The organism is Micromonospora andamanensis (assembly GCF_016863495.1).
Classification (GTDB): domain Bacteria; phylum Actinomycetota; class Actinomycetes; order Mycobacteriales; family Micromonosporaceae; genus Micromonospora; species Micromonospora andamanensis.
The window spans coordinates 117,681-130,152 of the sequence record NZ_BOOZ01000003.1 but is presented as its reverse complement, the minus strand read 5'-3'; the positions used below and the strand labels follow the sequence as shown (position 1 = coordinate 130,152).

Here is a 12,472-nt window from a genome sequence, read left to right as displayed (position 1 = left end):
CCCCCTCTTCGACCATTTCCATACCCTCACCTGGATCAGCTATCCGTCGCGTCGCCCGTGGCCCTGGTAGAGCACCGCCCTCGACCCGGTCGGCACGATGCGTGGTGCCTGACCCGCAGGCGTCGCGGCACCCCGCACCTGCCGGGCCAGCCACCGCAGCAGCCCCGGTACGCCCGGCCGGACGCCCCGCACCTTCAGGTCGACACCGTGCCGGGCGCACTCGGCGACCAGCTCGCGATCGTCCACGAACAACCCAGGGTCGTGAATGCCGCGCGGCACTGTGGGCAGTCGCTCGGCGATGCGGACAGCGACCAACCGGGCCAGCGCGGTGTCGTTGAGGGTGTCCAGTACCAGCAGTCCGCCGGGGCGCAGCAGCCGACACGCCTCGGCCACCGCTGCCCGCCAGTCCGGTACGTGCTCCAGCAGCTCGCCGGCGGCGACCACGTCGGCGCACCCGTCCACGAGCGGGACCGCCGTGGCGTCGCCGTTGACCGCCGTCACGCCGTGCGCCGCCGCCTGAGCCAGCGCCGAGCGGGTGAGATCCACCCCCACGTGTCGGTAGCCCTTGCCGGCCAGGTGCGGGGCGAGCAGCCCGGCCCCACAGCCCAGGTCGACCAGGAGCGCACCGGGACGCGTCGCCGGGGGCACCAGCGCGGCCCGTGCCCGGGCCAACCAGTGCAGCATGGCGAACACGCCATCCGGCCGCCACCATTCGTCCGCCAGGTCGTCGTACTGGCGCGGATCGTTGCGGGGCAGCACGAGGCCAGCGTCACGCATGGCAACGAGCGTGGCACGACTCCCCGGTAACGACCAGACTTCCGTTATGTCGTCGACGGTGTTAGGGCTGGTCAGAGCAAGCCATCCGGAGCCGACCGCAGCGGTCACCACAGTGGCCGGTCTGCTGGCCCTGGGCGTCGGTCATCCACCGGGAGGTGTCGTCGCGGTGGTGCTCACCGTGGCTGCCAGCCAGTTCACGGTCGGGTGGACGAACGATCTGCTCGACGCGGATCGCGACGCCACGGTCGGGCGTACCGACAAGCCGCTGGCCTCCGGTGCGCTCGGACGGCGTACCGTCGCGGTGGCCGCCGCCGTGGCGGCCATCGCGACAGTCGCGCTGGCCCTGACCACCAACCCGGCGGCGGCGTTCTGCGCCATCGTCGCCCTGGTCTCGGCGCTGCTCTACGACTGGCCGCTGAAGTCCACGGCGGTCTCGGTGCTGCCGTACGCGATCTCCTTCGGCGCGCTGCCCGCCTTCGTGGTGCTGGCCCTGCCCGGTGCGCCGGCACCGCCGGCCTGGCTGGTCGCCGCGGCGGCACTGCTCGGTGCGGGCGCCCACTTCGCGAACGTGCTGCCGGACTTCGCCGACGACGCCCGGACCGGGGTCCGCGGGCTGCCGCACCGGCTCGGCCCGGCGGGCAGCCGGGCGGCCGCTGTCGGACTGCTGATCGCGGCGACCGTCACACTTGTGCTCGGGCCGCCCGGACCACCGACGGGCGTGGGCCTCGCAGCGGTCGTCGCCGCCGTCGTGATCTTCATCCTCGCCTGGCACCTCGGCCGGGCCGACGAACGCGCCGGGGCCCGACCGGTGGCCGCCTTCCGGGCGGTGCTGCTGGTCGCCTTGATCGACGTCGTCCTGCTGGTCACGAGCGGTCGACTGGTCTGAGGTCTCACCCCGGCAGGTGGCCGCGCCGGGTCCGCGTGCGGGCCACGATCAGCTCCAACTACCCTGGAGCCCGGTCTGCGCGGGTATGGCCAGCGGTTCCGGCGGGTGAGCCGGGAGTGATCGTGACGAGGAGGACCGACGTGACGCGCTCGATCAGGGGTTCCCGGCGGGCTGCCATGCTGCTGCCCGGGATCGCGGCGGCAGCCGGGCTGCTGCTGTCCGGGTGCGGCGCCGGTCAGATCTCCGAGACGGCCAACAAGGTGCCGTCGGTCCAGGGCGCCAACATCCAGGCCGGCGACGGGAAGTACGCCGTACGCGGCGCTCTGGTCTCCTACCCCGGTGTCGAGGGCTACCAGGCCGGCGACAACGCCCCGCTCAACGTCGTCCTCTACAACGACTCCCAGGACCCGGTGACGGTGACCGTCACCTCGCCGGACGCCCGTGACGTGGTGATCACCACGGTCGCCGCCGCGACGAGCCCGTCGCCGACCGTCTCCCCGTCACCTGAGCAGTCCCCCGAGGGCTCCCCCTCGCCGGACAACTCCGCCTCGCCGGACAACTCCGCCTCGCCGGACAGCTCGCCCTCGCCGGACGACTCGCCGTCGCCCAGCCCGACCGGATCGCCCTCCACCGGTCCGGCCCGGATCGAGATCCCCCCGCTGAGCTACGTGCAGCTGAACACCGAGGGTGAGCAGGTGCTCCAGCTCGTCGGGTTGAACGAGGCCCTGCTCGCCGGCCAGAACGTCACGCTGACCTTCGACTTCAACGGCGAGACGGTCACCACCCCCGCGCCGATCGCCGTACCGCTCTCCCCCGGGCCGCAGCCGTCCCCGATCATCGAACGGCACACCGAGTACGAGGGCGAAGGCGGCCACTGAGCCCGTCCAGGTACGTCCCGACGGCGCCGTCGGCGTGGTGCAGCCATGCCGACGGCGCCGTCGTCGTACCCGGGGGTTAGCGTCGGTCGGGTGAGCATCTCCCGATCGACCCCGTCCCGGGCGGGCACCGGCTCGCGAAGCCGGGCCGCCGCTCGCGAGCCCCGACCCGCGTACGAGTGCGACGCCTGCGGGCACCAGCCACCGAAGTGGGTCGGACGCTGTCCCGAGTGCGGCGAGTGGGGTTCCGTGGTCGAGTGCACGATCACCGGCCCGACCGTCTCGGGTCGGGTGGTGAGCTCCCGGATGCCCGCCGAGCCGGCCCGACCCATCGCCACCATCAGCGCGGCACCGGCCCGGGCCCGGCCCACCGGGGTCGGCGAACTGGACCGTGTCCTCGGTGGCGGCCTGGTCCCCGGCGCGGTGGTGCTGCTCGCCGGGGAGCCGGGGGTCGGCAAGTCCACCCTGCTGCTCGACGTCGCCCAACAGTGGGCCGCCGGGGCGGGCAGCCCGTCGTTGGTGGTCAGCGGTGAGGAGTCGGTCAGCCAGGTGCGGCTGCGGGCGGAGCGCATGGGCACCCTGCACGACCAGCTCTTCCTGGCCGCCGAGAGCGACCTCGCGGCGGTGCTCGGTCATCTCGACGCGGTCAAGCCCGGGCTGCTCGTCCTCGACTCGGTGCAGACCATCTCCACCACCGGCACCGAGGGCGTACCCGGCGGGGTGACCCAGGTTCGGGCGGTCACCGCAGCCCTGGTCGCGGTCGCCAAGGAACGTGGGATCGCCACCGTGCTGGTCGGCCACGTCACCAAGGACGGCCAGGTCGCCGGTCCTCGGGTGCTCGAACATCTGGTCGACGTGGTGCTGCACTTCGAAGGCGACAAGCACTCGTCGCTGCGGATGGTGCGTGGTGTCAAGAACCGGTTCGGCGCCGCCGACGAGGTCGGCTGCTTCGAGATGCACGAGGGCGGCATCAGCAGCCTCGCCGACCCGTCCGGGCTGTTTCTGACCCGCTACTCCGAGCCGGTACCGGGCACCTGCGTGACGGTGGCGATGGAGGGGCGTCGGGCACTGCTCACCGAGGTCCAGGCGCTGATCGGAGCCACGGTGGCCGGCTCGCCCCGGCGTACCGTCTCCGGGCTGGATTCCGCCCGGCTGGCGATGGTGCTGGCGGTGCTCCAGCGCCGCACCGAACGGCTCACCCTGCACGACCGGGAGGTCTTCGCGGCCACCGTGGGCGGCATCCGGGTGGTGGAGCCTGCGGCCGACCTGGCGGTCGCCCTCGCCGTCGCCTCCGGCGGGCTCAACCTGGCGATCGCGCCGCACCTGGTGGCGATCGGCGAGGTCGGCCTCACCGGCGAGGTACGCCGGGTGGGCGCCGTGCCGCGGCGGCTGGCCGAGGCGGCACGGCTCGGTTTCCGGCTGGCCCTCGTGCCGCCCGGCTGCGGTCCGACGAGCACAGGTGCCGGCCCGGAGCAGCTACGAGTGATCGAGGTCACTGATGTCCGCTCGGCGTTGCAGGCGGCGGCGCGGGCGTCAGCGGAGTGAGCCCTCCACCGGGCAGGCCGGGCGGAATCGTGACACATCACAGTAACCGCGAGAGCACCCACCGCAGGGCAGTCCGTAGACTGTGCCCGTGCCGATCGACCGCGATACCACCAAGCCTGCCGGCGCGACGCCCCACGCCCGCACCGCTGCCGTGGGCTCGCCCGCCCGACCGATCAGCGTGAGCGTGACCGGGGGCGGCGTCGCCGGAGATCCGCTGCGCGCCAACCTGGCCCTGATGGCACCGGGCACCGCGCTGCGCGACGGGTTGGAGCGGATCCTGCGGGGCCGGACGGGCGCGTTGATCGTGCTCGGCTACGACAAGGTGGTCGAGGGCCTCTGCACGGGCGGCTTTCCGCTTGACGTCGAATTCTCCGCGACCCGGGTCCGCGAGCTGTGCAAGATGGACGGCGCGGTGGTGCTCTCCAGCGACGGGACCCGGATCGTCCGGGCGGCGGTGCACCTGATGCCCGATCCGACCATCCCGACCGAGGAGTCCGGCACCCGGCACCGCACCGCTGAGCGGGTCGCCCGCCAGACCGGCTACCCGGTCATCTCGGTAAGCCAGTCCATGCGCATCATCAGCCTCTACGTCAACGGCCAGCGGCACGTGCTCGACGACTCGGCGGCGATCCTCTCCCGCGCGAATCAGGCGCTCGCCACGTTGGAGCGGTACAAGCTCCGCCTGGACGAGGTCTCCGGCACTCTCTCCGCCCTGGAGATCGAGGATCTGGTCACTGTACGTGACGCGGTGGCAGTGGTGCAGCGACTGGAGATGGTCCGCCGGATCGCCGACGAGATCGCCGGCTACGTGGTGGAGCTGGGCACCGACGGGCGGTTGCTCGCCCTTCAGCTTGACGAGTTGATGGCCGGCGTCGACGCCGACCGCACCCTTGTCATTCGGGACTACCTGCCCACCGGTCGCAAGTCGCGGACCCTCGACGAGGCGCTTGTCGAGCTGGACCTGCTCAGCGCCACCGAACTGATCGACCTGGTCTCGGTGGCCAAGGCGATCGGCTATCCGGCCGCCTCGGACGCGCTGGACGCCGCGGTCAGCCCGCGCGGGTTCCGGCTGCTGGCCAAGGTGCCGCGACTTCCGACAGCCGTGGTCGACCGGCTGGTGGTGCACTTCGGCAGCCTGCAACGGCTGCTGGGGGCAACGGTGGAGGATCTCCAGACGGTCGAGGGCGTCGGTGACGCCCGGGCCCGGGGCGTCCGCGAGGGGCTGTCACGGCTGGCCGAGGCGTCCATCCTGGAACGCTACGTCTGACCGGCTGCCGAGATCCCCGGCCGAGCGCGGCGGACGCCGGCGGCCCGAGGATTCCCGACCGCCGCCGAGCGTTGGCTATCTGATGACCAGCTTCGCGGGCTGGCTCAGCTTGGTGCCCACCCGGGCGAACACCTGGTACGTGCCGGCCGGCACGGTGGGTCCGTTGGCCACCCCGTTGGCGCACCGGCTGCTGTCCTTACCGTTCCAGTTGACCTGGTACGAGCGTTCGAAGCCGGGGGTGAAGGACTGCACGTCCGACCCGGCGGCCGTGCCGCAGGTGTCCGAGGACCAGACCACCTCGGCACCGGCCTTGAGGTAGAGCTCCTGGGCGGTGGCACCGACGTCTCGGCTGCACGTGCGGTCCGACCTGTTACGGACCTTCAGATTCAGGTCGACTGTGGCCCCCGAGGCCACCTGCGCGGGCAGCACCACTGCGGTCACCGAGAGTTCGCTGTCCGCGCAGTTGCCCTCGTCCGCGACCGGATCCACGGCTGGCGGGTCGTTGCTGAGGCTCGGCTCGGTGTCCGGACCGGAGTCACCCTCGTCCCCCGGGGTGGACGGGTCCGCCCCGGCGTCACCGGACGGCGGTGAACCGGTCTGCGGGGTCAGCACCGACCTCGTCGGCTCCGGCGCGCCGGTCGTCACGCCCGGCTCGGGCTGCCCGTTCCCTGTCGCGTCGTTGCCCCCGTCGGGCCCGTTGCACGAGTAGAGCAGGACAATCAGGAAGAGCAGCACCGCACCGAGCACGACGGCGCGACGCCGCCAGTACACGGTGGGAGGCAGGGGGCCGACCGTCAGACGCATGATGTCTCCACCGTAGCGGCGGCGGGTGCGGCGGACGGCAGCGACGCGCCGTGGCTCGTCCGACCCATCGGATCCGACCCTCCATTCACGACGGTTCGCTCCGATGACGATCACTCAGCGCAACTGCCCGCTCCGACTCAGAGGTAGACCTTTCGCTGGTAGATCGCGTGTGCGCCGGCCACCCGGTCCAGGAACAGCAGCCCGGCGCAGTGGTCGATCTCGTGTTGCAGGGCGCGTGCCTCGAAGCCGTCCGTCACCAGACGTACGGTTTCGCCGCTGCCCGGCAGCGCGCCCTCCACCACCAGCCGGCTCGCGCGCTTCACGTCCCCGGTCAGGTCCGGCACCGACATGCACCCCTCCCGGCCGGCCTTCCACCGGGTCGCCTCGACCACCCGCGCGTTGCAGAGCACGAAGACACCATGCCCGGTGACCGTCTTGGGATGCCCGGTGACGTCCACCGCGAAGATCTGGGCGCTCACCCCTACCTGCGGCGCGGCAAGTCCGACACAGCCGGGCGACACCCGCATCGTGGCCACCAGGTCGGCGGCGAGTCGTACCGTCTCACCGGCGGTCGGGTCGACCTCGTCGCCCGGCCGGCTGAGCACCGGCTCCGGGGCGCAGACCACCGGGATGACCCGGCCGCTGCCCAGCGACTCGGGTACCCAGTCACCGAGGCCCACGTACGCCTCGGCCTGCGGATCCGGCTTCGGTCCGTCCGTTGCCCCGCTCACAGCAGATCCGGTTCGGCGGGCCGGAGGGTGACCTCGACACCGAGACCGGTGGCGGCCTCGGTCAGCCGGCCGGCGAGCGTGTCGGCGGTACCCGTGGGCAGTTCCACCTCGGCGACCACCACGTAGAGCGCCCCCGCCAGGCGGGTGCTCAGGTCGGTGACGTTGCCGCCGGCATCGGCGAGCACCCGCGTCATCGCGGCCACGATGCCCATCCGGTCGGCACCGTGCACCGCCATCACGTACGGTTCACCGGCCGGTGACGTCTCACCGTCCGGCGTCACGGCGCTCACCGTCGCCAGCAGCTGACCGTCGGCGGCCAGTGGGGCCAGCGTGGTCTCGACCTCGGCGGCGGTCGGGCCGACGCAGATCAGGGTCATCGCGAAGTGTCCCCGGAGCCGGGTCATGGTGCTGTCGGTGAGGTTGGCGCCGAGCCGGGCGAGCACCTCGGCTACGTCAGCCACGATGCCGGGCCGGTCCCGGCCGATGACGGTGATCGCAAGCTCGTTCATCCGGGCATTCTGTCCGATCGCCAGCCACCGTCGGCGTCGGCCCGCCGACCGTCCGATCGGCGGGATCAGCGCACGTGACATCATCGGCGCGCGATGACAGAGGCGACATTCGCCGGCCGGGTGAGCCGGTGGTACGAACAGCACGCGCGGGATCTGCCGTGGCGCAGGCCCGAGGTGAGCCCGTGGGCGATCCTGGTCAGCGAGGTCATGCTCCAGCAGACCCCGGTTGCCCGGGTGGTGCCCGCCTGGCTGGCGTGGCTGGAGCGCTGGCCGACACCGGCCGCGCTGGCCGGCGCGAGCCCGGCCGAGGCGATCCGGATGTGGGGACGGCTCGGCTACCCCCGTCGTGCGGTGCGGCTGCACGACTGCGCGACGGCCATCGTGGAGCGCCACGGCGGCGCGGTACCGGACCGGCTGGAGCAGTTGCTCGCGCTGCCCGGCGTCGGCACGTACACCGCCCGGGCGGTGGCCGCCTTCGCGTACGGTCAGCGTCACCCGGTGGTCGACACGAACGTCCGCCGGGTGGTCTGTCGGGCGGTGGCCGGCGAACCGGACGCCGGCCCGACCACCAGACCGGCAGATCTGGTCGCCACCGAGGAGTTGCTGCCCGCCGAGCCGGCCGCGGCCGCCCTGGCCAGCGCCGCGATCATGGAATTGGGGGCGGTCGTCTGCACCGCCCGGTCGCCTCGCTGCGACGCGTGCCCGGTCGAGTCGACCTGCGCCTGGCGGGCCTCCGGGCAGCCCGCTCCAGCCGGTCCGACCCGCCGCCCTCAGCGGTACGCGGGCACCGACCGCCAGGTACGCGGCCTGCTGCTGGGAGTGCTGCGGGAGGCCACCGGCCCAGTGCCGTACCAGCGCCTGGACCAGGTCTGGGCGGACGAGGTGCAGCGCGCCCGGGCACTTGCCGGCCTGGTCACCGACGGGCTGGTCGAGCCGGTCGGCGACACCTCGTTCCGACTGATCGGGGATGGCCCACCGGCACCGGTGGCAGGCTGAGGACCACTGATCATCGACGGTCCACAGACAACCGGTGGCAGACTGCGGGCCGGCCCCGAACGGGACCGGCCCTCAGCATTCGATCTGTGGCTGATGGATCAGGCGGAATAGCCGCGGCTGGCGATCCAGTCGGCAAGCGCGTCGGTGCTGATCCAGTACTCGGCCCGGGCGGCGTCGGCCGAGTCAGCGATCTTCATCTGGTCGCCGCCGTCGCGGTAACCGGTAACCGCGATGTAGTGGCCACCCTCGAAGGTGTGGCTGCCCCCGTCCAGGTCGGTGGCGGTACCGACCACGTTCGCCACCACGCCCCGGCCGTCGTCGACGGCGCGGACGACGTCCTCGCGCAGCCTGTCGGTCTCGCCGCGATCGGCGGCCTGACCGGGGATCTCCACCGTGCGGTAGACATCCTTGCCGGCCTTGCGGTTGAGGGCCTCGGTGATCAGGTACGCCGAGTCGGTGCCTCGCTCGGTGGTGCCCATCTCGCGGGCCAGGTCGTCCTGGGAGACGTCCTTGTTCAGGATGCTCAGGGTGTTACGCACCGCCGCCGGGCCACAGTAGTAGAAGTTCGGCTGGGCCTCGTAGCGCACCTTGAGCTGTCGCTCGCCCTTACCGTGCCCCCGCTCGGTCACCGCGGTCAGCGGGTCCGAGCTGGGCGGCGCAGCCAGCGCGCCCACCGGGCCGGCGATCATTCCACCGGCGCAGACGGCACCAGCGGCGGTCAGGGCAGCCTTGCGGATCGAACTCGTCATGATCGTTGCCTTCCGTCTCGGGGGATCGACACGACACCAGGAGAAGGGAGGATGCGGATACCGCGTCGGGATGAGGCGGCGCGGACGCGCCTGCCCGGGTCTGCAACGACCTCGGCGGGCCCGGCATTTCCGGGTGGGCTGGAGGCAGAGGCCGTCGCGGTTACTCCCGGTACAACGGCCCCCGGGGCCGGTGCATGCCCAGGCAAACCGTGACCGCCGTCACGACAAATACCTACGAATCAGACATCGAGCCCAGGTGGGCAGCCGGCACGCGGACGCAGCTCCATTGACGTTTCACCCCGCCCGGCGCCGCAATCTTCACCCCCGCCCGGCGCCGCAACCCGACACCTGTTCGCCGGCTCGCTGCGGGCAGCGGACCGGAGGGGGCCGAGAGGCCGACCGGGACCGATCCACCGACAGACGGCGACGGCCCGGTGGCGAATGCCACCGGGCCGTCGTTGCTTCGGCTGACTACCTACTCGTCCGCGCCAGCGGGGGCCGTCGTACCGCCGAGGTCGGCCGGCACGGCGTCCGGCACCTCCACCGGCCGGTCAGACCCCTTGAAGACGAGCTTGGACTTGTCGATGTCGTTCGGGTCGCCGTCGCAGTCCACCACGACGATCTGACCCGGGGTCAGCTCGTTGAACAGGATCCGCTCGGAGAGGTTGTCCTCGATGTCGCGCTGGATCGTGCGACGCAGCGGACGCGCCCCGAGCACCGGGTCGAAGCCCTTCTTCGCCAGGTACTTCTTGGCGTTGTCGGTCAGCTCCAGGCCCATGTCCTTGTTCCGCAGCTGGGTCTCGATCCGCTGGATCATGATGTCCACGATCGAGAGGATCTCGCTCTCGCGCAGCTGGTGGAAGACGATGGTGTCGTCGATCCGGTTCAGGAACTCGGGCCGGAAGTGCTGCTTGAGCTCGTCGTTGACCTTCTGCTTCATCCGGTCGTAGTTGGACTCGGAGTCCTCAGACGCCTGGAAGCCCAGCGAGACCGCCTTGGCGACGTCCCGGGTGCCCAGGTTGGTGGTCAGGATGATTACCGTGTTCTTGAAGTCCACGATCCGGCCCTGACCGTCGGTGAGCCGACCGTCCTCCAGGATCTGCAGGAGCGTGTTGAACACGTCCGGGTGGGCCTTCTCGATCTCGTCGAAGAGCACCACGCTGAACGGCCGACGCCGCACCTTCTCGGTCAGCTGCCCACCCTCGTCGTAGCCGACGTAGCCGGGAGGGGCACCAACCAGCCGGGAGACGGTGTACCGGTCGTGGAACTCGGACATGTCCAGCTGGATCAGGGCGTCCTCGCTGCCGAACAGGAACTCCGCGAGAGCCTTGGACAGCTCGGTCTTACCCACGCCGGACGGGCCGGCGAAGATGAACGAGCCCGACGGGCGCTTGGGGTCCTTCAGGCCGGCCCGGGTACGCCGGATCGCCTTCGAGACCGCCTTGACCGCGTCCTCCTGGCCGATGACGCGCTTGTGCAGCTCGTCCTCCATGCGCAGCAGGCGCGAGGTCTCCTCCTCGGTCAGCTTGTAGACCGGGATGCCCGTCCAGTTGCCGAGCACCTCGGCGATCTGCTCGTCGTCGACCTCGCTGACGACGTCCAGGTCACCGGCCTTCCACTCCTTCTCCCGCTGCGCCTTCTGGCCCAGCAGCTGCTTCTCCTTGTCACGCAGCTGCGCGGCGCGCTCGAAGTCCTGCGCGTCGATCGCAGACTCCTTGTCGCGGCGCACCTGCGCGATGCGCTCGTCGAAGTCGCGCAGGTCTGGCGGCGCGGTCATCCGGCGGATCCGCATCCGGGCACCGGCCTCGTCGATGAGGTCGATGGCCTTGTCCGGCAGGAACCGGTCGGAGATGTACCGATCGGCAAGCGTCGCGGCAGCCACCAGCGCCGCGTCGGTGATCGAGACGCGGTGGTGCGCCTCGTACCGGTCCCGCAGGCCCTTGAGGATCTCGATGGTGTGCGCCAGCGACGGCTCGCCGACCTGGATGGGCTGGAAGCGCCGCTCCAGCGCGGCGTCCTTCTCCAGGTGCTTGCGGTACTCGTCGAGCGTGGTCGCGCCGATGGTCTGCAGCTCACCACGGGCCAGCATCGGCTTGAGGATGCTCGCCGCGTCGATCGCGCCCTCGGCGGCACCAGCGCCGACGAGGGTGTGGATCTCGTCGATGAACAGGATGATGTCGCCCCGGGTGCGGATCTCCTTGAGCACCTTCTTGAGGCGCTCCTCAAAGTCACCGCGGTACCGGGAACCGGCCACCAGCGCGCCCAGGTCGAGCGTGTAGAGCTGCTTGTCCTTGAGCGTCTCGGGCACCTCGCCCTTGATGATCTTCTGGGACAGCCCCTCGACCACCGCGGTCTTACCGACGCCGGGCTCACCGATCAGGACCGGGTTGTTCTTGGTCCGGCGGGAGAGCACCTGCATCACCCGCTCGATCTCCTTCTCGCGCCCGATCACCGGGTCGAGCTTGCCCTCCCGGGCGGCCTGGGTCAGGTTCCGGCCGAACTGGTCCAGCACCAGGCTCGTCGACGGCGCAGCCTCACCCGGCGCGGTGCCGGCCGCGGCCGGCTCCTTGCCCTGGTAGCCGGAGAGCAGCTGAATCACCTGCTGGCGGACCCGGTTCAGGTCGGCGCCGAGCTTGACCAGCACCTGGGCGGCGACGCCCTCACCCTCGCGGATCAGCCCGAGCAGGATGTGCTCGGTGCCGATGTAGTTGTGGCCGAGCTGCAGCGCCTCACGTAGCGACAGCTCCAGCACCTTCTTGGCCCGCGGCGTGAACGGGATGTGCCCGCTCGGCGCCTGCTGGCCCTGGCCGATGATCTCCTCCACCTGCTGGCGGACGCCCTCCAGGGAGATGCCGAGGCTCTCCAGTGCCTTGGCCGCGACGCCCTCACCCTCGTGGATCAGGCCCAGCAGGATGTGTTCCGTACCGATGTAGTTGTGGTTGAGCATCCGGGCCTCTTCTTGGGCCAGGACGACAACCCGTCGCGCTCGGTCGGTGAACCGCTCGAACATGCCCTCGTGCTCCTCACGTGCCGTGCGCACTCGATCTTGGTGGTCAAGACTCTCGGCGGGGCCGGATACGCGAGCGCCCGGGACGGGCGTCCGCGCCTCATTACTCTATCGCCGCGAGCCGACTCGGCTGACCTCGTGTGTCTGCGTCGTAGGCCCGGTACGCGTCGTTTTGCACAACCATCCACGCTCAACGGGTGTTCCGGGCGTGGTCTGTGTACGCGCAGAGCGAAATTCGACCCGGCGGTCGGGACCTCCGGGAACACCGCACGGGCGTGCCCCGGCCCGGGGACGACACCACGGCGGGTCATCCACAGGTTGTGGAC

General features: G+C 71.3%; 11 protein-coding genes. 5 read left to right on the top strand and 6 right to left on the bottom strand.

The annotated features are described in order from the left end of the window. Positions 1-39: 39 nt before the first annotated feature. Positions 40-777: a methyltransferase domain-containing protein gene (locus Van01_RS03080; RefSeq protein WP_203999342.1), complete on the bottom strand. Its 738-nt coding sequence runs from the start codon at positions 775-777 to the stop codon at positions 40-42. 46 nt (positions 778-823) lie between these two features. Between Van01_RS03080 and Van01_RS03075 the strand changes: the two genes are divergently transcribed. The 4 genes from Van01_RS03075 to disA all read left to right on the top strand — a co-directional run bounded on the left by Van01_RS03075 (position 824) and on the right by disA (position 5,350). Then, a complete protein-coding gene (locus Van01_RS03075) occupies positions 824-1,663 on the top strand; it encodes a UbiA family prenyltransferase (RefSeq protein WP_203999339.1) in 840 nt (279 codons plus the stop codon). A 140-nt stretch (positions 1,664-1,803) separates the two neighbouring features. Then, positions 1,804-2,541, top strand: coding sequence for a hypothetical protein (locus Van01_RS03070; protein ID WP_203999337.1), 738 nt, complete (start codon positions 1,804-1,806; stop codon positions 2,539-2,541). Between the two features lie 45 nt (positions 2,542-2,586). Beyond that, on the top strand, positions 2,587-4,083 hold the full coding sequence (gene radA, locus Van01_RS03065; protein WP_373306203.1) for a DNA repair protein RadA: 1,497 nt from the start codon (positions 2,587-2,589) through the stop codon (positions 4,081-4,083). A gap of 88 nt (positions 4,084-4,171) precedes the next feature. Beyond that, positions 4,172-5,350, top strand: a complete 1,179-nt coding sequence (gene disA, locus Van01_RS03060) for a DNA integrity scanning diadenylate cyclase DisA (RefSeq protein WP_099849073.1) — start codon at positions 4,172-4,174, stop codon at positions 5,348-5,350. A gap of 75 nt (positions 5,351-5,425) precedes the next feature. On the opposite strand, the gene Van01_RS03055 is transcribed toward disA, so the two are convergent. The 3 genes from Van01_RS03055 to Van01_RS03045 all read right to left on the bottom strand — a co-directional run bounded on the left by Van01_RS03055 (position 5,426) and on the right by Van01_RS03045 (position 7,394). Continuing rightward, on the bottom strand, positions 5,426-6,154 hold the full coding sequence (locus tag Van01_RS03055; protein WP_203999334.1) for a hypothetical protein: 729 nt from the start codon (positions 6,152-6,154) through the stop codon (positions 5,426-5,428). Between the two features lie 137 nt (positions 6,155-6,291). Next, positions 6,292-6,885, bottom strand: a complete 594-nt coding sequence (locus Van01_RS03050; protein ID WP_203999331.1) for a peptide deformylase — start codon at positions 6,883-6,885, stop codon at positions 6,292-6,294. Further along, positions 6,882-7,394 (bottom strand): glycine cleavage system transcriptional repressor, encoded by a 513-nt coding sequence (locus Van01_RS03045; RefSeq protein WP_203999317.1) that lies wholly within the window; start codon positions 7,392-7,394, stop codon positions 6,882-6,884. Before Van01_RS03045 ends, Van01_RS03050 begins: the two co-directional genes overlap by 4 nt. Before the next feature lie 93 nt (positions 7,395-7,487). Between Van01_RS03045 and Van01_RS03040 the strand changes: the two genes are divergently transcribed. Continuing rightward, on the top strand, positions 7,488-8,390 hold the full coding sequence (locus tag Van01_RS03040; RefSeq protein WP_203999314.1) for an iron-sulfur binding domain-containing protein: 903 nt from the start codon (positions 7,488-7,490) through the stop codon (positions 8,388-8,390). Between the two features lie 98 nt (positions 8,391-8,488). Here Van01_RS03040 and Van01_RS03035 read toward each other — a convergent pair whose 3' ends face one another. Continuing rightward, entirely contained in the window at positions 8,489-9,142 is a 654-nt protein-coding gene (locus tag Van01_RS03035; protein WP_204000523.1) for a C39 family peptidase, read from the bottom strand. Between the two features lie 472 nt (positions 9,143-9,614). Next, on the bottom strand, positions 9,615-12,149 hold the full coding sequence (locus Van01_RS03030; protein ID WP_204000520.1) for an ATP-dependent Clp protease ATP-binding subunit: 2,535 nt from the start codon (positions 12,147-12,149) through the stop codon (positions 9,615-9,617). Positions 12,150-12,472 lie beyond the last annotated feature (323 nt).